At 37.3% G+C, this 20,315-nt stretch carries 22 protein-coding genes; 11 read left to right on the forward strand and 11 right to left on the reverse strand.

Annotation, left to right across the window (positions count from 1 at the left end; all coding sequences use genetic code 11):
• Positions 1-620 precede the first annotated feature (620 nt).
• Positions 621-2,120, forward strand: coding sequence for a carotenoid isomerase (crtH, locus tag H6G06_RS19080; RefSeq protein WP_190562956.1), 1,500 nt, complete (start codon positions 621-623; stop codon positions 2,118-2,120).
• 18 nt (positions 2,121-2,138) lie between these two features.
• Here crtH and H6G06_RS19085 read toward each other — a convergent pair whose 3' ends face one another.
• The gene (locus H6G06_RS19085; RefSeq protein WP_190562958.1) at positions 2,139-2,726 is read right to left on the reverse strand and encodes a Crp/Fnr family transcriptional regulator; all 588 of its coding nucleotides are present in this window, start codon (positions 2,724-2,726) and stop codon (positions 2,139-2,141) included.
• Here H6G06_RS19085 and H6G06_RS19090 point away from each other — a divergent pair.
• From H6G06_RS19090 to cysK, 3 genes are all read left to right on the forward strand, one after another.
• A complete protein-coding gene (locus H6G06_RS19090; protein ID WP_190562960.1) occupies positions 2,713-2,952 on the forward strand; it encodes a hypothetical protein in 240 nt (79 codons plus the stop codon). The two genes, H6G06_RS19085 and H6G06_RS19090, sit on opposite strands and share 14 nt — an antisense overlap.
• Positions 2,953-3,065: 113 nt before the next feature.
• Entirely contained in the window at positions 3,066-3,548 is a 483-nt protein-coding gene (locus H6G06_RS19095) for an RrF2 family transcriptional regulator (protein WP_190562965.1), read from the forward strand.
• Positions 3,549-3,566: 18 nt separating this feature from the next.
• Positions 3,567-4,529, forward strand: a complete 963-nt coding sequence (gene cysK / locus H6G06_RS19100; protein WP_190563087.1) for a cysteine synthase A — start codon at positions 3,567-3,569, stop codon at positions 4,527-4,529.
• 22 nt (positions 4,530-4,551) lie between these two features.
• On the opposite strand, the gene H6G06_RS19105 is transcribed toward cysK, so the two are convergent.
• Positions 4,552-5,226: a cadmium resistance transporter gene (locus tag H6G06_RS19105; protein WP_190562967.1), complete on the reverse strand. Its 675-nt coding sequence runs from the start codon at positions 5,224-5,226 to the stop codon at positions 4,552-4,554.
• 80 nt (positions 5,227-5,306) lie between these two features.
• On the opposite strand from H6G06_RS19105, the gene H6G06_RS19110 reads away from it, so the two are divergent.
• Complete coding sequence (locus tag H6G06_RS19110) at positions 5,307-5,969, forward strand: cadmium resistance transporter (RefSeq protein WP_190562969.1); 663 nt, start codon at positions 5,307-5,309, stop codon at positions 5,967-5,969.
• 45 nt (positions 5,970-6,014) lie between these two features.
• Here H6G06_RS19110 and H6G06_RS19115 read toward each other — a convergent pair whose 3' ends face one another.
• Entirely contained in the window at positions 6,015-6,812 is a 798-nt protein-coding gene (locus H6G06_RS19115) for a sulfite exporter TauE/SafE family protein (RefSeq protein WP_190562971.1), read from the reverse strand.
• Between the two features lie 461 nt (positions 6,813-7,273).
• On the opposite strand from H6G06_RS19115, the gene H6G06_RS19120 reads away from it, so the two are divergent.
• Positions 7,274-8,041 carry a phosphatase PAP2 family protein gene (locus H6G06_RS19120; protein WP_190562973.1) on the forward strand — a complete coding sequence of 256 codons (768 nt, stop codon included), beginning with the start codon at positions 7,274-7,276 and terminating at the stop codon, positions 8,039-8,041.
• A 139-nt stretch (positions 8,042-8,180) separates the two neighbouring features.
• Here H6G06_RS19120 and H6G06_RS19125 read toward each other — a convergent pair whose 3' ends face one another.
• Positions 8,181-8,834, reverse strand: coding sequence for a hypothetical protein (locus tag H6G06_RS19125; protein WP_190562975.1), 654 nt, complete (start codon positions 8,832-8,834; stop codon positions 8,181-8,183).
• Positions 8,835-9,630: 796 nt separating this feature from the next.
• On the opposite strand from H6G06_RS19125, the gene H6G06_RS19130 reads away from it, so the two are divergent.
• The 4 genes from H6G06_RS19130 to H6G06_RS19145 all read left to right on the forward strand — a co-directional run bounded on the left by H6G06_RS19130 (position 9,631) and on the right by H6G06_RS19145 (position 13,296).
• Positions 9,631-11,085, forward strand: coding sequence for an APC family permease (locus tag H6G06_RS19130; RefSeq protein ID WP_190562977.1), 1,455 nt, complete (start codon positions 9,631-9,633; stop codon positions 11,083-11,085).
• Between the two features lie 87 nt (positions 11,086-11,172).
• A complete protein-coding gene (locus H6G06_RS19135; protein WP_190562979.1) occupies positions 11,173-11,814 on the forward strand; it encodes a cadmium resistance transporter in 642 nt (213 codons plus the stop codon).
• A gap of 88 nt (positions 11,815-11,902) precedes the next feature.
• On the forward strand, positions 11,903-12,739 hold the full coding sequence (locus tag H6G06_RS19140) for a sulfite exporter TauE/SafE family protein (protein WP_190562980.1): 837 nt from the start codon (positions 11,903-11,905) through the stop codon (positions 12,737-12,739).
• 2 nt (positions 12,740-12,741) lie between these two features.
• Positions 12,742-13,296, forward strand: a complete 555-nt coding sequence (locus H6G06_RS19145) for a DUF1634 domain-containing protein (RefSeq protein ID WP_190562982.1) — start codon at positions 12,742-12,744, stop codon at positions 13,294-13,296.
• A 568-nt stretch (positions 13,297-13,864) separates the two neighbouring features.
• Here H6G06_RS19145 and H6G06_RS19150 read toward each other — a convergent pair.
• The 4 genes from H6G06_RS19150 to H6G06_RS27555 form a co-directional block, all read right to left on the reverse strand.
• Positions 13,865-14,110 (reverse strand): DUF7219 family protein, encoded by a 246-nt coding sequence (locus H6G06_RS19150; RefSeq protein ID WP_190562984.1) that lies wholly within the window; start codon positions 14,108-14,110, stop codon positions 13,865-13,867.
• An 85-nt stretch (positions 14,111-14,195) separates the two neighbouring features.
• Positions 14,196-14,456, reverse strand: coding sequence for an acyl-CoA dehydrogenase family protein (locus H6G06_RS27545; protein WP_242039779.1), 261 nt, complete (start codon positions 14,454-14,456; stop codon positions 14,196-14,198).
• Complete coding sequence (locus H6G06_RS28045; protein ID WP_338422962.1) at positions 14,444-15,022, reverse strand: acyl-CoA dehydrogenase family protein; 579 nt, start codon at positions 15,020-15,022, stop codon at positions 14,444-14,446. The genes H6G06_RS27545 and H6G06_RS28045 overlap by 13 nt, the downstream gene beginning before the upstream one ends.
• 17 nt (positions 15,023-15,039) lie before the next feature.
• Positions 15,040-15,471: an acyl-CoA dehydrogenase family protein gene (locus H6G06_RS27555; protein ID WP_338422963.1), complete on the reverse strand. Its 432-nt coding sequence runs from the start codon at positions 15,469-15,471 to the stop codon at positions 15,040-15,042.
• A gap of 343 nt (positions 15,472-15,814) precedes the next feature.
• Between H6G06_RS27555 and H6G06_RS19160 the strand changes: the two genes are divergently transcribed.
• Entirely contained in the window at positions 15,815-16,624 is an 810-nt protein-coding gene (locus H6G06_RS19160) for a prohibitin family protein (protein ID WP_190562986.1), read from the forward strand.
• Between the two features lie 80 nt (positions 16,625-16,704).
• Here H6G06_RS19160 and H6G06_RS19165 read toward each other — a convergent pair whose 3' ends face one another.
• From H6G06_RS19165 to mnmE, 3 genes are all read right to left on the reverse strand, one after another.
• Positions 16,705-17,157: a DUF7980 family protein gene (locus tag H6G06_RS19165; RefSeq protein WP_242039780.1), complete on the reverse strand. Its 453-nt coding sequence runs from the start codon at positions 17,155-17,157 to the stop codon at positions 16,705-16,707.
• Between the two features lie 122 nt (positions 17,158-17,279).
• Complete coding sequence (purT, locus tag H6G06_RS19170; protein ID WP_190562988.1) at positions 17,280-18,449, reverse strand: formate-dependent phosphoribosylglycinamide formyltransferase; 1,170 nt, start codon at positions 18,447-18,449, stop codon at positions 17,280-17,282.
• A 430-nt stretch (positions 18,450-18,879) separates the two neighbouring features.
• Positions 18,880-20,274 carry a tRNA uridine-5-carboxymethylaminomethyl(34) synthesis GTPase MnmE gene (mnmE, locus tag H6G06_RS19175; RefSeq protein WP_190562990.1) on the reverse strand — a complete coding sequence of 465 codons (1,395 nt, stop codon included), beginning with the start codon at positions 20,272-20,274 and terminating at the stop codon, positions 18,880-18,882.
• Between the last annotated feature and the right edge of the window lie 41 nt (positions 20,275-20,315).

Genomic DNA, 20,315 nt, shown 5'->3' on the forward strand with positions numbered 1-20,315 from the left:
AATTAATAGACACTCTCCGGCTTAAAAGTTCTATACTGTCAATAATGATACAATTTATGTACTAAGTCTTTCTAAAGTTTATTGCTAAAGTTTTTCATTAATAGTTGACACATATTCTCAATCAAGGCTATACTGTTATACAGTGTTCTCCTCTCTTTAAAGGATCGGCAGACGGGATTAGCCAGCGGTAGCAGGCTTGTCCCTCTTTTTTGTAATTTTTTGTAAGCAGGTAGCGAGCAGCTAAGGCTGCGCTCTCGACTCAGGTAAATCTAAGAGGATGTGTGAGAACCATCAAGGTTTATTCATATCCCCTCTTTCTCAGGGGATAAATTACTCAAAGTCCCCCTTTTTAAGGGAGATTTAGGGGGATATGCGAGTCTAAAAAGTTTTTAGACATCCTCTAATTAAGAGTGTCATCCTTGATACAACAGATTGCAGATCAATGAGGCTTCCGTGAGCGTCAGCCGATAGCTTGCGTGGCGTAGCCATACGGTACGAATCTAAATTGAAACCTTTATACAAAGCCAGTTTTACTCCTGAGTCCTGCTGTATATTATAAAAAACCCTATATATTCCTGTTTTGGTAGATATTCTGGCTCCTTACTCCTGAATTCTTGCTTATGAATTATGAATTATTTGATGTTATTGTCATCGGTTCTGGTATTGGGGGTTTAGTAACAGCCACCCAATTAGCAGCAAAAGGAGCTAAAGTATTAGTTCTAGAGCGTTACCTCATTCCTGGAGGTAGTGCAGGTTATTTTCAACATCAAGGATATACATTTGATGTTGGTGCATCCATGATTTTTGGTTTGGGAAACAAGGGTACAACCAACTTACTCACCCACGCTTTAGAAGCTGTAAATCTTCACATAGAATCAATTACAGATCCAGTACAGATACACTATCATCTACCTAACGGTTTAAACTTGAAAGTTGACCGAGATTATGAAAAATTTTTGCAAAATTTAATTGCTTATTTCCCCAATGAAGAAAAAGGGATTCGCAGTTTTTATGATGAATGTCAAAAAGTTTTCAATAGCCTCAATAGTATAGAATTATTATCATTAGAAGAACTAGGGTATGTACTGCGGGTCTTTTTTCAGCATCCTTTAGCTTGTCTTGGTTTAGCTAAGTATTTACCCCAAAATGCGGGAGATGTGGCGCGGCGCTACATCAAAGATCCCTTATTATTAAAGTTTATTGATATTGAGTGTTACTGCTGGTCAGTAGTTCCAGCCAACATGACACCAATGATTAATGCAGGAATGGTTTTTTCTGACCGACATTATGGGGGAGTTAATTATCCTAAAGGTGGAGTAGGACAAATTGCCCAAAAATTGGTAGAGGGTTTAGAAAAAGCTGGCGGTCAAATTCAATACCAAGCTAGGGTGACGAAAATCCTCACGGAACAGGGACGAGCTATTGGTGTACAGTTAGCTAATGGTAAGGTTTATCACGGTAAACGCATTGTATCCAACGCCACAAGATGGGATACGTTTGAAAAGTTATTGCCAGCGGATAAAATTCCAGCTAATGAAAAAAATTGGCAACAGCAATATAAAAAATCACCCAGTTTCTTGAGTTTGCATATCGGGGTAAAAGCGTATGTTTTACCTGCTGTTACAGAATGCCATCATATTTTGCTGGAAGATTGGCAAAATATGGAATTAGCAAGAGGGACAATTTTTGTTTCTATTCCCACATTACTAGATCCAGATTTAGCACCCACAGGATACCACATTATTCATGCTTTTACACCTGACTGGATTACTGATTGGCAGGGACTTACACCCACGGAGTATGCAGAAAAAAAAGAGCAAGCAGCAGGAGAAATTATTGACCGACTAGAGCAGATTTTTCCAGGTTTAGATGCGGGGTTGGATTATATGGAAGTGGGGACACCGCTTACCCATCGTCGTTTTTTAGGTCGGGTAGATGGTACTTATGGACCCATACCCAAACGTAAGTTGTGGGGGTTATTGGCAATGCCTTTTAACCGCACAGCTATACCTAACCTTTATTGTGTGGGAGATAGTACCTTTCCCGGTCAGGGTTTAAATGCAGTGGCTTTTTCTGGGTTTGCTTGCGCTCATCGTATTGCTGTAGATTTAGGACTTTGATTGAGAAAAGGCTTGAAATCAAATTTCGTAATACCAAATATCCTCTTGTCGAACTACAATCCGATTCAAAGAAAGTCTATCAATCAATCCCTCTTGTTCTAATTGTCCCAGCAAACGAGTGATAGTCACACGGGTAGAACTGATCAGTGCTGCTAAATCTTCATGTGTTAGACGCATATCTATTAAGCGTCCTTGTTCTACCTGTGAGCCAAATTTTTTTGATAACCACGCTAATAGTTGCATCAGCATGGTTTCTACTTTTTTATGGCTGCGAATTAGCATTAATTCTTCCGCTTGCTGGATGTGGTGAAGTAAAGTCTCTGTGAGTTGATGCCAATTATCCACAGGTAAAATTGTTACTTCTACTGTGGTTAAACATTCCATTTGATATGGTTTCATTTTTGATAAGGGTTCACCCACCACATCACCTGGACCCCATAATCCTAAAGCCACTGTCGTCCCGTCTTCTAGATAAGTATAAGTCAGCACAAAGCCGCTTTCTATTTGCCAGAGAGCATTTTTTTTAATCGGTAAAAGCGATCGCCGGGTGAAATTTTGGCGATTGCTGTTAGTAGCTGTTTGTGTAAGACCTGTGTATAATGACATCAGCGGTTATATTACTAATTTCCGATGTACTAACCGTAGTATACATGATGCAGACTCTAAAAAACTATGTCTAATCGGTAATCTCTTGGCACAGAAGTTTAGATACAAGAGATTGCAGGTAAATGAAGTGCAAAATTTAAGTCAAAAATCCGGTATTAAGCGGGTTTTACTCCTGACTCGTACTGCAATTCCTACGAAAGATGAAGCAATTTTGAGAATTATGTAAATAAACCCCGGTAAATCGATAGAGTTATGATATTTTATTATTGTAAGTGGAATGACATCACATTTAACACTTAAAAGAAAACTAATTTCGTAAAATCCTCGTTAAGTCTATCAATGTACAGTAGTATTCTAAATACGGACTTGAATAGCCAAAGCTACGCTCTTCTGGATCTTTCTGCCAAGGTGGAATACGCACTATTGGCACTGTTAGAACTTGCCAGCCATCACGATAAAAAAGTCCCTCTGACTATGAACGAGATTGCTGTCAAGCAACCGATACCAGAGCGTTATCTGGAACAGATTCTGACTAACCTGCGACGTGCGGGTGTGGTGCAGAGTCAGCGTGGCTCAAAAGGTGGTTTCCTGTTGGTACGTGAACCTTGGCAGATTACTTTGCTAGAAATAGTCACTTTGGTAGAAGGGGAACGCAAAGAGAAAGAAAACTCTGAGACTCCGACTATAGAAAAAACTTTGGTTTTGGAAATTTGGGAACAAGCTAACGCTGCTTCAATTGAGGTACTGCGTGGCTATACACTCCAAGACTTGTGTCAGGAAAGAGAAACTCGCGCTCAAAATAGTCCCATGTATTACATTTAGTCATCAAGAGGTATGATGATGCGAATAGCAAAAAATATCACCGAGTTAGTGGGCAACACTCCGTTAGTGCAATTAAACAAGATTCCCCAAACCTGGGGAGCATTGGCACGAATTGTTGTCAAATTAGAAAGTATGAATCCTGCGGCTTCTGTCAAAGATAGAATTGGCGTGAGCATGGTGGAAACAGCCGAAGCACAGGGCTTAATTATTCCTGGTAAAACCATTTTAGTTGAGCCGACTTCTGGAAATACAGGCATTGCTTTAGCGATGGTTGCAGCTGCTAAAGGCTACCGTCTGATTTTAAGTATGCCAGATACTATGAGCCAGGAACGACGATTGATGTTGATGGCTTATGGAGCGAAATTAGAGTTAACACCAGGGGTTGAAGGAATGCGAGGAGCGATCGCTAAAGCCACAGAAATTGTTGCTAGAACCCCCAATGCTTATATGTTGCAACAGTTTAGCAATCCTGCTAACCCTCAAATTCATGCTCGCACCACCGCTGAAGAAATTTGGAACGATACAGATGGGGAAGTTGACATTCTGGTAGCGGGAGTAGGAACTGGAGGAACAATTACAGGCGTTTCCGAAGTGATTAAACAACGCAAACCCAGTTTTCAAGCAGTAGCAGTTGAACCAGTCAATAGTCCAGTATTAGCAGGGGGAAAAGCCGGACCCCACAAAATTCAAGGTATCGGACCCGGATTTATTCCCGCCATTTACCGTTCAGAATTTGTTGACGAAGTCCTTCAAGTCACCGATGAACAAGCTATTTCTTATAGTCGTCGGTTAGCAAAAGAAGAAGGATTGTTATCAGGAATTTCTACTGGTGCTGCTTTATATGCGGCGTTGCAAATCGCCAAGCGTCCAGAAAATGAAGGAAAACTGATAGTCATGGTTCAGCCTAGCTTTGGTGAACGTTACCTCAGCACTTCACTATTTAAAGACCCAGAAGAGAGTGAATGGTTGACGAAAGTTTGAGAGTTTGGTCATTAGTCATTGGTCAAGTTTTTTTCACCAAAACTAGCAAACAAATACAACTACCAAGGAGTTTTAGCGGACTCAAAGCCTGACTTTTCCAGAGAATTACAGCCCCTAAACCCATCAGCACGAAAGGTACAAAATAATTACCATACTTGGTTAAAAAATCAGCTATTTTTCTCTGGTGGGTTAATTTATATGCTGCATAACACCAAACTGCTAAAAGGAGAAAAAATAAAGAGATCATTCCTAAAAAACTATCTAATTTAGTGCTAGAAAATAATGGTAGATAAATGCTAATATTATCACTACCATTAGCAATGGTGATAATGGCTACGGTGTAAATTTGGGCATTGACAAAAATATTGCTTATTGATGTTGAAGATGGTATGATTTCTGCTGGTATTTCCGCTAATGAATCTGTTTCTCTATTCACTAAGCTACTGATACCAATAGTTAGAGGAATTAAGCCTAATAAACCAATCCAGGCTTGAGGTAGAATCAAGCCACCAAATAAACCTGGTAAACTGAGGATGATAAGAATAGTAAAACCTAAATATTGACCAATCACAACTTGCCAAGGTCGTAAATTATCATCTACTTGAGCAAAAAATAGCAATAAAATTATAAAATCATCAATATTAGTGGCTGTAAAGGCAGCTATTCCTGTAATAATAGCAGTGCAGAAATCATTCATTTTAGATATTTTTGATATTTATGAACTTTAGGGTAACAAATGTTGATATTTTAATAAATTGTATATTATAAAATATAACCATGAATAGTTTGATAACTGCTGTTAGTCAAGGCATGATTGCTTTTGCAGCCACTAATATTGACGATATCATTATTCTGCTGCTTTTATTTTCGCAGATAGATCATAATTTTCGCCGTAGACATATTTTTATTGGTCAATACCTTGGCTTTGCGGCAATTATTCTCCTTAGCTTACCAGGTTTCTTTGGTGGCTTAGTTATCAAGCGGGAATTAATTGGATTACTAGGACTGTTACCAATATTAATTGGTATTAAACAATTACTAAATCGGGAAGAAGAAAATATAGAAGTTCAGACTGTCAACGCTGATTTTGTAGAATCATCACATCCTAACTCTATATTATCCTTTTTATTGAGTATCCTCCACCCAAATACTTATAAAGTTGCAGCTGTGACTGTTGCTAATGGTGGTGACAATATTAGTATTTACATACCCCTATTTGCTGGACAAACTTTTGCCAGTTTAGGAATTATTTTGGCTGTATTTTTAGGCATGGTAGGGGTTTGGTGTGGTATTGCTTATTTATTAAGTCGTCAAGCTGCTATTGGTTATATTTTAAGCCGTTATGGTAAGGCTGTAGTCCCGTTTGTGTTAATTGGTTTGGGGTTATTTATTATGTACGAACGAGGTACTTTTGACCTCTTGCTTCTGAAGAGAGATTAAAATGTAGAGATCTACAGCGTTTAGCACAGACGTATGCAGAGATGATCATGCTTGTGCTACTAATTTCCAACTTACCATCATTAAGATGCTATAAATAATAAATCGCAGGGGACGTTGAGGTGTGATTTGGCAAAGTTTAGCACCGATGAGAACTCCTGGAACTGAACCTAGCCAAATTGGTAATACTAAACTCCAATTTACTGTTCCTAATGTCAGGTGTCCAAGGGATGTGAATATTAATAAAATTGCTGCCTGAGTAATATCTGTACCCACTAATTTACGTGCATCTAGACGAAAGAATGATATCAAAACTAAGGCAAACATTGAGCCTGATGAAACGCTTGTCATTCCCACACAAAAACCTAAAATTGCGCCAATAAGTAAAGTAAGAAAACGTCCTTTATTAGTTTTGACATTTAATTTTGGCAGTTCGGGTAAATTGAGTTTGGGAAAAAATGTCATTAACAACATTTGTATTAAGGCTGTCAATGTAACTATCAAAATCATTATTCCTAATAACCGCAGTAAGAGGCTATCTATGTTATGTCCTCCACCACTTCTAAGTTGGTGCAAAACTCCTACACCCAGTAATGAACCAGAAACACTACCCATTGCCAGCCATTTGACAACTTCTAGATCAAGGGTTTTTTGTTGCCAGTGTTTGACCCCACCTACTACTTTCATTAATGTGGCAGCTACAACATCAGAACTGATAGCGATAGAAGGCGGTACTTGAAAGACAAAAATCAACATGGGAGTGATCAGAGATGCGCCACCTATTCCTGTTAAACCAACGATGATGCCAATGAAAAAGCTGAAAATGGGTAGTAATAAGTAGTCCATATTCCTATTCTGTAGTGAGTTTTAGCTGTGAGATGCAAGAGTTGAGGATGACTATAAACCTTGTGAGTAGAGTGTCATAACTCCTGAAGGATGAGTTTTTCTACTTGGTGAAAATGCAGGCGGTTATTTTTTTAACGTTGCTCAAAACTACTTAATTCCGATCAACTTACCGTATTTTAATATCAAAATTGTCAAAAGTCTAGTGTAAATGTCTGTAAATAGATATATTTTTTCGTGATTCTCTGGACAAGGATAGAGAATAACAGTATTAAGAATCCCGAACAATACAAACTACAGTTGCGTGAGATTGTATTGCTGATTAAACTAAATAAGTAGTCAAATAAAAAATATGAGATGGCTAATGGTTTAATATAATTTTTATCTAATTGATGGTCTACAAACTCTCTATCTGTTCGCGTTAGAGCATTTGACCACAGATAATATAAATCAGGCTGGTAGTGATGAATAAAGGTAAGATATTTGAGGATAGACGCAAGTCACCGATTATTTTTCTCAAAAACCTGCTGGTTTCCCATTGGCGTTCTTTATTGCTGATGTTGATGGGTGTGTATTTACCTTTGCAGGTTGTGGAAATCCTGGCGGTGAAAATTTGGCAAAATGAAGGCAGTTTTCCCTGGGATGTACCCATTTTGATGGCCATTCATTCTACGGCTAATCCCCGACTAGATATGATCGCTGTGGTATTGACTAAGTGGGGATCATTCTGGACTGCGTTACCCGTGTTGAGTGCGATCGCTCTGATTTTATTACGCAAACGCAGATGGAGAACACTTGCTTATTTACTGACTACGGCTGTGGGAAATCTGATCATCAATCGCACTGCTAAAGAATTCATGCACCGAGTGCGTCCTCAATTGTGGGTATCAAAAGCACCTGAATTTGATTATGCTTTCCCCAGTGGTCATGCGATGACAAGTATGACGCTAGTAGCAATTTTACTCATTTTAACTTGGCATCGTCCTTGGCGCTGGCTGGTTTTGACTGTTGGTAGTTTATACCTCTTGTCCATTGCTTGGACACGCCTATATTTAGGAGTTCATTTTCCCAGTGATATTCTTGCCGGTTGGATGGTTGCGTTAGCTTGGGCTATTGGTGTCAGTCTCATTATCAAACCTAACTTGCATAAAGTTACGGCTGTTAATAGCAGCATACAAACTGAAACTACTCTGCTTCCTGAAGAAAAACAGAATTCAGGAGTCAGTCAGTAGAGACGTTCCGCCGGAACGTCTGTACAGCAGTCAGGAGGAGAAGTTAAGGAGTTTTGAGACCTGAAAAAAAGGTTTAGTTATTATGCTATCAAGCCTGATTTCTTGCATCTTCTCTAGAATGACTAATCACCACTAACTATTAAGCCTTTTTAGTAGGTGCGTTAGTAACTCTTGCATCTACAATTGCTTGAGAAACATTAGGAATAAACCAGTTAATTTCACCGGGTTTGAGGATTTGTGTTCCCGCTTGGTTAAACTCAATTGCGCCTGTATCTGGGTTGGTTTTCAAGACTAATTTAGTGCCATTAGGAACTTTAATAACCACGCCGCCAGTTAGTTCTTGGTTTTGTCCTTCTAATCCTAAAGCTACAACGTTGATATCTACCGGAACATAGATTCCTTTACAATTCCATCTATTTTTTGTAATTTGACCATCACCTAAAAAATATAATGCTGCTCCTTGCGAGTAATCATCATCGTCTAAATTTGGCTCTGGTCCATATATAGCTAGAGTTTTACCTGTTTGATTACTACATTGACCCCAATCAATCCCTGACTCAAAAGCCAATTTTTGTAATTCTAAATCACTGATGATCTGGTCAAGTTGTTCTGGTGTATAGCTTTCGGGTGGGGTTTGGGTAGCTTTGGCAGCTTCTAATTGATTTAGTTGTTTAGTTAGTGCTATGTAATCAGGATTTTTCGTATATCGTGGCGGATCTGCCAATGCAGATTCAGTAAATAATAGACTGATACAGAATATTGCGATTATTAATATGGACTTCAGACTTTTCATGGCAGTAATTCCTGGCTTGATAATATTGAGCTTATCCCTGTGAGCATAAGTAGCAAAGACTTTGAGAAGATGTCAAAAATCATCTTTTTGACCAACATCAAACTGCAAAATCATACTTATTTTTACTCGCTGGATAATTGGCAATTTTAAATTACCATCATCCATTCAGATTAGCAACAAGATCCTTTTTGCTGTTGTGATACCCAGTATTTTATCTAAATTACGTATCTATATATTCAATACTTCCAGTCTTTTCAATGGTTGCATTGATATAAATATTTGGATGACTCATAATCAAGTAGTGTATTTTCTCATACTATTAATAGTGAATTGTAAAAATAATTCTTTATATAAATAAATTCCCACAAACTCCGATGAACTTTTGAGGATTTATCAATTCAAAATAATTTTTCTAAAAAGTGATACTCAGCACTTGCATAATAGAAATACATCAGGTACTATTTGATTTGTCGAACAAACTACAACTAATAATAGTAACTGTAAATAATAGATATGGGGGATTATCTATGAATACAGTTGAAGATTATTACAGGTAATTTTGTACAGAACATAGAAATAATTGGTCTGACGAACCCAGATGCTATAACTAAAAATTAGCCATAGCCCAATACAGACGAGGAATTTAGTTCTGTCAAATTGGCTTGTTTGTAATTATTCACAAAAAAAGGACGATTTGAAATTTTTATTAGCTGCCATCAGGTATTGCTCAAACAGACATAAAAAGCTTCCCATTCCTATCTATATATGCGTCATTTTACCATAGAGAATCCTGAAAATGAAAACGGAAATCGAGTCACATCAAAGTATTCACGGTTTAAAGCCAAATTGCCTTTCTTTCTCGGAAGTCTTAGCTCAATCTTTTGCTGTTATTGCACCAACAACCATACCAGCATCTAATATCGGTTTGATTGTGGCACTTTCAGGAAATGGTGCTTGGCTCAGTTTTGTGATTGGTTTAGTGGGGCTATTGTTAGTTAGCATTAATATCAACCAATTTGCGAGTCGTTCCGCTTCTCCTGGTTCGCTCTATTCCTACATCACCAAAGGTTTAGGACCAACAGCAGGTGTAATTTGTGGTTGGAGTTTGGTGTTGGCTTATTTATTTACGGGAATGTCAGTTCTCTGCGGATTTGCTAATTTTAGCGGAATGTTTATTGGTCATTTGGGAATTCATCCTTCTAGCATTACACTGTTAGCTATTGGTGCAGGAATTTCCTGGTATGCAGCTTATAAAGATATTCAACTTTCAGCAGTAGCCATGCTTTGGATTGAAGCTGCAACCTTAGTGTTGATTATAGTCTTGTGTCTTATTATCTGGGCGCATAAAGGTTTTGCTGTGGATATGTCTCAGTTAACTTTGTCTGGTGTGACTCCAGGTAATGTAGCCACAGGATTGGTTTTAGTAATCTTTGGTTTTTCTGGTTTTGAAAGTGCTACTAGCTTAGGAGATGAAGCCAAAAAACCATTACGCACAATTCCCAGAGCAGTTATGGGTAGTGTTATCCTTGCAGGGTTATTTTTTGTTTCCACTACTTATATAGAAGTTCTTGGTTTTAGTGGTACTGGGGTATCTATTGCTCAAACAGAAGAACCTTTGGGTTTTCTCTCTCAACAAGCAGGAGTAGGTTTTTTGGGAGAATTAGTAGGTTTAGGAGCATTATTTAGTTTCTTTGCTTGCATTTTAGGAAGTATCAATCCTGCGGCTAGGGTAGCTTTTTTAATGGCTCGTCATGGTTTGTTTCATGCGTCTTTAGGTAACGCCCACGCAGCTAATAGAACGCCCCATGTTGCAGTAACCATGTGTTCATTGTTAACATTTCTTATCCCTGCGGTGATGTCCTTATTTCACATCAAACTGTTCGAGTGCATGGGCTATTTAGGATCTATTTGCAGTTATGGATTTTTAACTGTCTATATTCTAATTTCTGTTGCGGCTCCAGTCTATCTATACAAAATCAAAAAAATCCGTCCGATAGATGTGGTATTTTCTGTTTTAGCAGTAGCTTTCATGATGCTTCCAATTTTAGGTAGTGTAGGTCTTCCTGGCAGTAGTCTTTTCCCAGTTCCAGAAGCTCCTTACAATACCTTTCCTTACTTGTTTTTAATGTATCTCCTCGCCAGTTGTGGTTGGTTTTTGATGCAAAAACAACGTTCTCCCCATCTAGTAGCAGGAATGCAGCAACGAGTTGAAGAAATTCATGCCAGTTTCGCGGATAGAAATAACTATTAATGGCTAGTAATTGGTGATGGGGAAGAATCAAACTCAATCCTCAATGAACCTCTATTTCTAATTCAAAATCAAAAATCAAAAATCGCTATGAGTGCCTTATTAACAGCAATTAGCACGGGAGCAGCCGCTTTCAGTGCTACCAACATTGATGATTTAGTCATTCTGACTTTGTTTTTCTCACAAGTAAATGTAAAGTTTCGCCGTTGGCATATTATTACTGGTCAATATGTAGGATTTACCGCTTTAGTTCTGGCTAGTTTGCCTGGTTTTTTTGGGGGCTTAATTTTCCCTCGTCCTTGGATTGGTTTATTTGGGTTAGTACCAATCATTATTGGAATTAAAAGTTTACTAAATTCAGAGGTTGAAGAATCAGAGGATGTAGACACAAATATGGAAGTCTCTCATCAATCACTCTTAGCTAAATTTTTTAATCTGCAAACGTATAGTGTGGCTGCTATTACTTTCGCTAATGGTACAGATAATATTAGTATTTATGTGCCGATATTTGCCAGCAGTAATTGGCAGAGTCTTTTGATAATTTTGGGTGTATTTTTTTTGTTGGTGGGAGTGTTGTGTTATGTGGCATATAGGTTAACTCATAACCAAGCGATCGCTAATCTTTTCACCAAATATGGAAATCGTTTTATGCCCTATATATTGATTGGATTAGGTGCTTTTATTTTCCTTGATAGTAATAGTTTCAGTCTCATCAATTTAGGTAATAGATAACAGAAAAATAGGGAAATGGGGAGCAGAGGAGAATCATATACCTCTTGCCTTTCGCCTCTAATGACCAATAACCAAAGAGGAAAAAAATTTGAGCATACTAGCATTTTCTTTATTAGTTTGGCTGGGATCATTTAGTGCTGGCTTGGTGGGAGCATTAACAGGTTTAGGTGGTGGAGTTGTCATAGTTCCTTTATTAACTTCAGTTTTTGGTGTTGATATTCGTTATGCCGTTGGTGCATCACTCGTTTCAGTCATTGCTACATCATTAGGTTCAGCTTCTACATACATTAAAACAGGATTTGCTAACCTTCGTTTAGGAATGTTTCTGGAGGTTTCCACTACCATTGGTGCAATTATTGGGGCTTTATTGGCTGCTTTTGTTTCCGTAAAATTCCTCACAATTATTCTGGCAGTAGTCCTGATTTATTCAGCATATTTGTCTCAACGACCAAGACCAGAACATCAGGAAATTGTTGCGCCAGATCCCATTGCTGAATATCTTCAGCTAAATGGTACTTACCCAACTGATAATGGTGTAATGCCTTATTATATAAATTCTTTACCAGCTGGATTTAGCATTATGTTAATAGCAGGAGTGCTTTCTGGTTTATTAGGTATTGGTTCGGGAGCATTCAAGGTGTTAGCAATGGATCAAGCTATGCGTCTACCTTTTAAAGTTTCCACCACTACTAGCAATTTTATGATTGGTGTGACAGCCGCAACTTCTGCTGGTGTTTATTTAAGCCGGGGATATATAGACCCAGGTTTATCTATGCCAGTTATGTTAGGGGTTTTACCAGGTGCTTTTTTGGGAGCAAGAATTTTAATCGGTGCTAAAACCCAAACTTTGAGAATTATCTTCAGCTTTGTGCTGGTAGTAATGGCGTTAAAAATGGTCTACAACGGTCTAATAGGGGGACTGTAGTTATGTATAAACTAAATTCTGGGTTTCGGTGGACTTCATCAGCACAAGCAGAAACTGAAGTAATGGCACTGGCTTTAATGCCAGAAGAACAAGATTATGACGTTCAACGTTTAGAAAAACAGCACTTTAATCATGTTAGCCAGATTAATTATCACAGTGAAATGGCTAGTAATCAAAAACTAACAAAATCAGCAAATGAACAACAATTAGAAAATCTGCTCAGTAACTTGCTCAAGTATGGCGTTTTAATTGCTAGTGCTGTGGTATTTATAGGAGGAATATTATATTTAATTCATCATGGTTCTGAACCGGCTGAATATCACATATTTAGAGGTACATCATCTGAGTTTTGCTCACCCATAGGTGTAGTGAAAGCGATTTTATCAGGTAGTCGGCGTGGAATTATTCAACTAGGGCTGTTAATACTAATTGCTGTACCTATTTTGCGAGTAATTATTTCTTTTGTCACTTTTCTATTACAGCGACAATTTATGTATGTAATCATTACTTCGTTAGTGCTTGCTACTCTTACTTACAGTCTAGTTAGCGCCTACTAATATGTAAGAATTCAGGAGTCACTAGATCCCCCCTACTCACCCTTAAAAGGAGAATTTAGGGGGATATCGCTACTGGTTGATACTTTACAAACATCAATACCACATTGCTATGAAGTTGCATGGAATAAGATATCATGAATAATTGACCGCAGATAAACACAGATAAACACAAGACATCTCCGATAATTAAATGTGCGTGGTTTGAAACCCTTGTAGAGACGTTCCGGCGGAACGTCTCTACCATATTTCCGGAGAGGTCTACAGATAAATACAAATACTTGAATTGATGTCATCATTCTGTGCAGCCTCACATAAAATTGGTATAAGAGGATGTTTCAAAAGTTTTGAATGTATAAATAAACCCCTCTCCAAACCTCTCCACCTCTCCCTACCCCTCTCCTGAAAGGAGAGGGAACTTATGGACTCACCCCTGTAGGGGGGAACTTGGGGGGTGCGGGGAGAGGCTTTGAAACCCTCATTCCCTCGTAGGGAAGGGGGAAAGGGGGGTTAGGTTACTGAAGATTATTGGTTTCATCTAATACTTTTCAAACAACCTCTAAGATATTTACTAGCGAATTGACAGTTGTTTCTTAGTCATTTTTAACTGTTTCCATAGGATTTGAATTTGTTTATAAGCATCCTCTGAGGAAAGTTTACCACTAGTTTGTAGACCACAAATATGGTTCACTCTTTGAGAAAAATCTTGAAGATGAGCATTAAACACTAAATATTCTGGTTCAAACTGTCCATGATATGGACTTTGTGGATAAAGAAAATCAGATATTTCTGTAAGAAAATTAGAGTGTTGATTCATACAGCATATTGCAGGTAAATGAAGTACAAAATCTATTGATAACCCCATGTAACAAGATGTTTTTACTGCTGACAGCTTTTGTGTTTTAGGAATACTTGATAACAATGGGGAATTCTTGGTTGAGTAACCAATTGCCAATATCACGCAGTTTGTAATCTAAGGTATCTTGGAGGACAAGGGTGCGTAAGTCTCGTCTATATCGATCAAAGTTATATTTAGTAGCTGTGGATTTATTACCCAGAAATTCAAAGATATGGCCAGTGATCTTTAAAGAAACCTGGTTAGCAAATGCTTTCGCTGAAAGGACAGCGATCGCTATCTTTTCTCTCACCTCTATATTAGACATCTCCGGTAATTAAATGTGCGTGGTTTGAAACCTTTGTAGAGACGTTCCGCCGGAACGTCTCTACCATATTTCCGGAGAGGTATATTTAGGTCTATATCTTGTTCCCACCCCTGTTGTACTTGGATAGCGGCTTGATCAGCTAATGCAATTGCCGCTTGCAGTTCTGTCCACAATTGACCGTAGGAATGCATAAAATATCCATCTATTTTAATACTAGTTATCCCAAATATATTCTCAGGTCTGGTAGAACTTCGGGTATGCTCTGTAGCAACTGCTAAAGCGCCTTCGGCAATTCCTAAATAGACGTAAGCTGTGGTTAATTGAGTTATGATTCCCAAAAATGTCATAAAAGCACCATTAGGAGGATAAGCATATCCTAAAATTTCATCTTTTTTTACCAAAACGTTGTGGAAGATAAATTTATCGCTGTCTGCACGTTGCTGGCTCAAGTTTTCCCAATTTTTGTTAGCAATAACACCATCTCTATCTTGAGGAATTACAAATAGTAATGGTATTTCTACACCATCTTGCAGTGCAGAAAAAACCCGAAAATCTCCTATCTCCACACCTCTATCAAAGCTTGTTACACCATTAACAAAGTAATGCTCCCGTCTGGAGTAATTTTCAGCTTTTTATCTCGTTTGTTGATAGCATTTGCCCAAAATAAATTCTTTTTGGCTGTTTCTCGATCATATCTTTCTTTTTGTTGGGGCGTTCCTAAAACATGAGCCAAGGCTGTTAAATTGAGATGATTGCCATACAATTGTCCAATGGAACCATCTGCTTGTGATAGTTCTTGGACAATTTTTAAAGCTTCTACCCAAGTAGCACCAGAACCACCGTATTTTTGGGGAATGACTAAAGATAATAACCCGATTTCTTTGAGCCGTTGGATTTCTATATTTGGAAGTCCACTTTTGATATCTCTTTCTACTCCACTAGACGCGAGTTTCTGAGATAGAGAAGAAGTGACTTGAATCCAATTTTGAGATTCTTCTTGAAAAAATATTTGCACGATTGTCTGTTGATATCCTAGTTATGACTGGGGAGGAGGAATTGAGGAAAACCTTTTAATCTACAGTAATTCAGTCGAATTACTGTATTTTATGTGAATTGGATAGAAGTATTTCACAAAAATTTGAAAATAGCAGTATTTGTGAATACAATTTTTCGGCATTGCTATGACTAAGGCTGCTTGTTATTCTAAAATTTATATGGTAATATATGATTCTTGCTTACTAACTACGGTACTTTGGTATATTTATTTAGTGTATTTTTTTAATTTTGGCATTATCAAATTTTTCAGGTAGATACAATTACAGGAAATTTTATAAAGATTATTAAAATTTGAGCTAGAGATGAAAAAATCTAATACTTTAAACAATGCCGGGAAGCTGACAGCTTTACTATGTTTGCTCACCATCTTGCTCACGCCTGTTGTGATAGTTAATGCTGGCGAGCGTGGTGTATTAATGAAATTTGGTCAAGTTCAAGATCAGGTATTAGGAGAAGGAATACACCTCATTATCCCTGTAGTTAATACCGTTAAAAAATTAAGTATTAGAATCCAAAAACAGGCAATATCTACTGAAGCTGCGTCTCAAGACTTACAAAATGTTTTTACAGATGTTGCTCTTAATTGGCATATTATACCGGAGAAAGTAAACAGGATTTTTCAACAAATTGGTGAAGAGAAAGATGTGATTGAAATGATTATCAATCCAGCAGTTGAAGAAGTTTCAAAAGCCGTAATTGCCCAATATACTGCCGAAGAACTAATTACCAAGCGTGGAGATGTCAAGACTAGACTAGATGAAAATTTAACCAAAAGGTTAGATAGCTATAATCTTGCCGTTGATGATATTTCTCTAGTTCATATTCGCTTTTCTGATAGCTTTAGAGAAGCTGTAGAAGCAAAACAAATTGCTGCACAGGAAGCAAAACGGGCTGAGTTTGTAGCTTTAAAAGCAGCAAAAGAAGCTGAGGCTAAAGTTAATTTAGCAAAGGGAGAAGTTGAATCTCTCAGTTTATTCAAAAACATTTTGACCCCAGAATTACTGCAAAAGCAAGCTGTGGAAAAATGGAATGGTAAATTACCATTAATCATGGGTAAAGATAGTCTCAAGCTTTGGGATATTCAGCAGTTAATTACAGCCAGTGAAAATTAAAGATGGCGAAATGAGGAAGATAAGTAAGGAATTTTCGCTATCATATACCAGTCTTCTCTGAAAAATTGGATATCTTATTTTCAGGAATTATTGATAAGTCCTATAGGAATATCAATTATTTTTAACTGAATTAGAAAGATGATCACTAATGTATAAACCGTTGAAGAAACTAAAGTATTGAATAACTCTTTTTTCAAGTTACGCTCTTTGGGTTCTTTTTGGAAAATATCTACTGAACCAAACTGCATCAAGAGGATACCAATAATATTTGAGAGCCAGTAACCAATAATGGTACAGGGTAAAAGTAATTTTGGTGACATAAAACTACATAAATACCCAAAAAAGTAGGCAATTGGTAGATTAAATAATAAGTCATTCCACCAACATAAAGGAGAAAGCAAGTATCCTAATACTAAAAAAAATCCACCTCTTAACTTCTTCCAAATCTTAATGCTTGGTTGCAGCAAAACAGGTTGCTCTATTTCCTCCAAGGTGGTGTTGAGGTTTGGACTGATTCCGGGTATTTTATTCATAAATACACTATTCCCATAGACTTAGTGTATTTTAACCATAAATAGTAAAAAAAGTCTATAGTCATGCTCAAGGATTCAAGTTTCGTAGTGAGTGCTTCAGCACTCACCAGATTTAGACATATTTAAACCAATTTAACTTTACTTGCTGCTTTTGTGGCTTTTTCCCTTGCTTCTTTCTCGTTAGTACCTTTTGCTAAAGCAACTCCCATGCGTCGATAAGGATGAGCAGTTGGTTTACCAAATAACTTAATATCTACATCTTTTTCTGCTAACGCATCAGCAACACCAGTAAAAGCAATAGAATCAGATTTTTCAGAAGCTAAAATCACTGCACTTGCAGAAAATCCTAACTGTTCAATGTGGGGAATAGGTAAACCTAAAATTGCCCGTAGATGTAATTCAAATTCATTCAAATTCTGAGAAATTAATGTCACCATTCCCGTGTCATGGGGTCGGGGTGAAAGTTCAGAAAAAATAACTTCATTTTTAGTGATGAAAAATTCAACGCCAAAAATTCCCGCACCTCCCAAAGCATCAGTAACTTTTTTAGCTATTTCTTGAGATGCTAATATTTTATCTTCTGAAATACCTGCTGGTTGCCAAGATTCTTGATAATCTCCTCTTTCTTGTCTGTGTCCAATAGGAGGACAGAAAATAGTTTCTGCATCCCATTGTTTAATGGTAAGTAAAGTAATTTCAATTTCAAAATTGATAAATTCTTCAACAATTACCTTTTGACTATCACCTCTAGAATTATCAATTGCATAATTCCAAGCTTTCTCAACTTCTGTTTTATCATTAACTACAGATTGGCCTTTTCCTGATGATGACATTACAGGTTTAACAACATTAGGAAAACCAATTTCTTCAGAAACTGCAATCAATTCTTCTAAGCTAACTGCATAACCATATTTAGCAGTTCTCACCCCTAATTCTTTATGTGCTAATTCTCTGATTCTATCACGATTCATCGTGTAATTAGTTGCTGCTGCTGTGGGGATAACTGTAATTCCCCGTTGTTCAAATTCTTGTAATTTTTCGGTTCTAATGGCTTCAATTTCGGGAATAATAAAATCAGGTTGATGTTTACTGACTACCGCTTCTAAATCTTCTGCACTGAGCATAGAAATTACTTCTGAACAATCAGCAACCTGCATTGCGGGAGCGTTTGCATAACGATCAACTGCGATCACATAATTACCTAAGCGTTGTGCAGCAATGACAAATTCTTTTCCTAGTTCTCCTGAACCGAGTAACATTAATTTTTGGGGTAGTTTGAGTGATTTTTTCATGGTTTTACCTTGGTCGGGTTTGATATGTTGATATTTTAAGATAATAAACTATTTAGATCCCCGACTTCTGAAAGGGGATTTGAATTTTTTAATTGTCTGAATCAGGATATCCTTCGGGAAGTCAAAATTCAAAATTCAAAATTCAAAATTTTTTTTGTCTGAATCAGGATAACCAGGATTTGAGGATGTACAGGATGTTATTGATAAATTGATGGTTTGATTTTATGTCTTTATTTTGTCAGAATCAGGATAACCAGGATTATAAGGATGAACAGGATAGTAATTTTTAGATTGTTTATAATAATTTAAAAACTATCATCAAAAAATATCCTAAAAATCCCCCACATCCTCACAAAAAATCATCAAAAAATATCCTGTAAATCCTCAAATCCTGGACATCCTGATTCAGACAAATGCCAAAATTTAAAATTCATTTACCAATACAAAACCTACTAAAAATCCGATCTAAAACTGATTCCGTCACCTCCTCACCCGTAATTTCTCCTAACGCATAAATCGCACCTCTTAAATCAATTGTCCAAAAATCTAAGGGTAATTGATCAATAATGGTTTTTTGCACTTGTTCTAAATCAATTTTAGCTTTTGTTAATGCTGCTGCTTGTCTTTGATTAATTGCTAAATCCATATCAGCAGCTTGGACTTTTCCAGCTTGAACTGTTTCTAATATCGCTGTTTCTAAATTATCAATTCCTTGATTTTTTGCAGCAGCAGTGAAAATTTTAGATTTTAGATTTTGGATTTTAGATTGCAGAGTTTGTTTTTCTTCTATGGAAATTAAGTCAATTTTATTAATTACCAAAATCAAAGGACGGTGTTTTACTTGCTCATAAATTTCTTGATCTGCATTTGTCCAACCTGCGGAAGCGTCAATAGTAAATAATACTAAATCAGCATTATTAGCAGCACGACGCGATCGCTCTACACCAATCTTCTCAACCTGATCTACTGTTTCTCTAATACCCGCAGTATCCAAAACTTGTACAGGTATTCCTCCTACAACTAACTGAGATTCTACTACATCACGCGTTGTACCAGGTAAGTCTGTAACGATAGCGCGATCGCTCTGACTCCAAGCATTTAATAAACTTGATTTTCCCACATTTGGACGGCCAACAATTGCTACTTTTAACCCAGTTCGTAATAATTCACCTTTATCTTTTGTGGCTAATAATTTAGTAATTTCTAACGTAACTTGATCAATTTCATTAATAATTCTTTGTTCATCTAAGGGTGGTAAATCTTCTTCAAAATCAATTCGCGCTTCAATTTCTGCTAAAATATCTAAACATTGAGATCGTAAATTTCTAATCGGTTGAGCTAATTTACCCTGTAACCCAGCTAAAGCCGTTTGTGCTGCTTGGGGTGATTTTGCACCAACTAAGTCTGCAATACTTTCAGCTTGGGTTAAATCTAATCTACCATTTAAAAATGCTCTTAATGTAAATTCCCCTGGTTGCGCTAATCTCGCACCATTTTCTAAACATAGTTGCAATACTTGTTGTACGGCCATAATTCCCCCATGACAATGAAATTCCACCACATCTTCACGGGTAAAAGAACGGGGTGCTTTCATGATCAACAATAAAGCTTCATCAACAACCTGCTTTGTTTGGGGTTGACGGATGTAACCATAGAGGATGCGGTGAGTTTCCCAAACTTGTTTTCCAGGGGCATAAAATAGAGATTGAGCGATCGCTATTGCATGAACACCAGAAACCCGCACAATACCCACACTACCTTGTTGGGGGACAACAGCAGTAGCTATAGCAGCGATCGTTCCAGTATGAGCTAATAATTCCGACATGGGAGTTGAGGTGACAGGTGACAGTGAACAGTGATAACTGA

It is taken from the genome of Anabaena sphaerica FACHB-251 (assembly GCF_014696825.1).
In the GTDB taxonomy this organism is placed as follows: domain Bacteria; phylum Cyanobacteriota; class Cyanobacteriia; order Cyanobacteriales; family Nostocaceae; genus RDYJ01.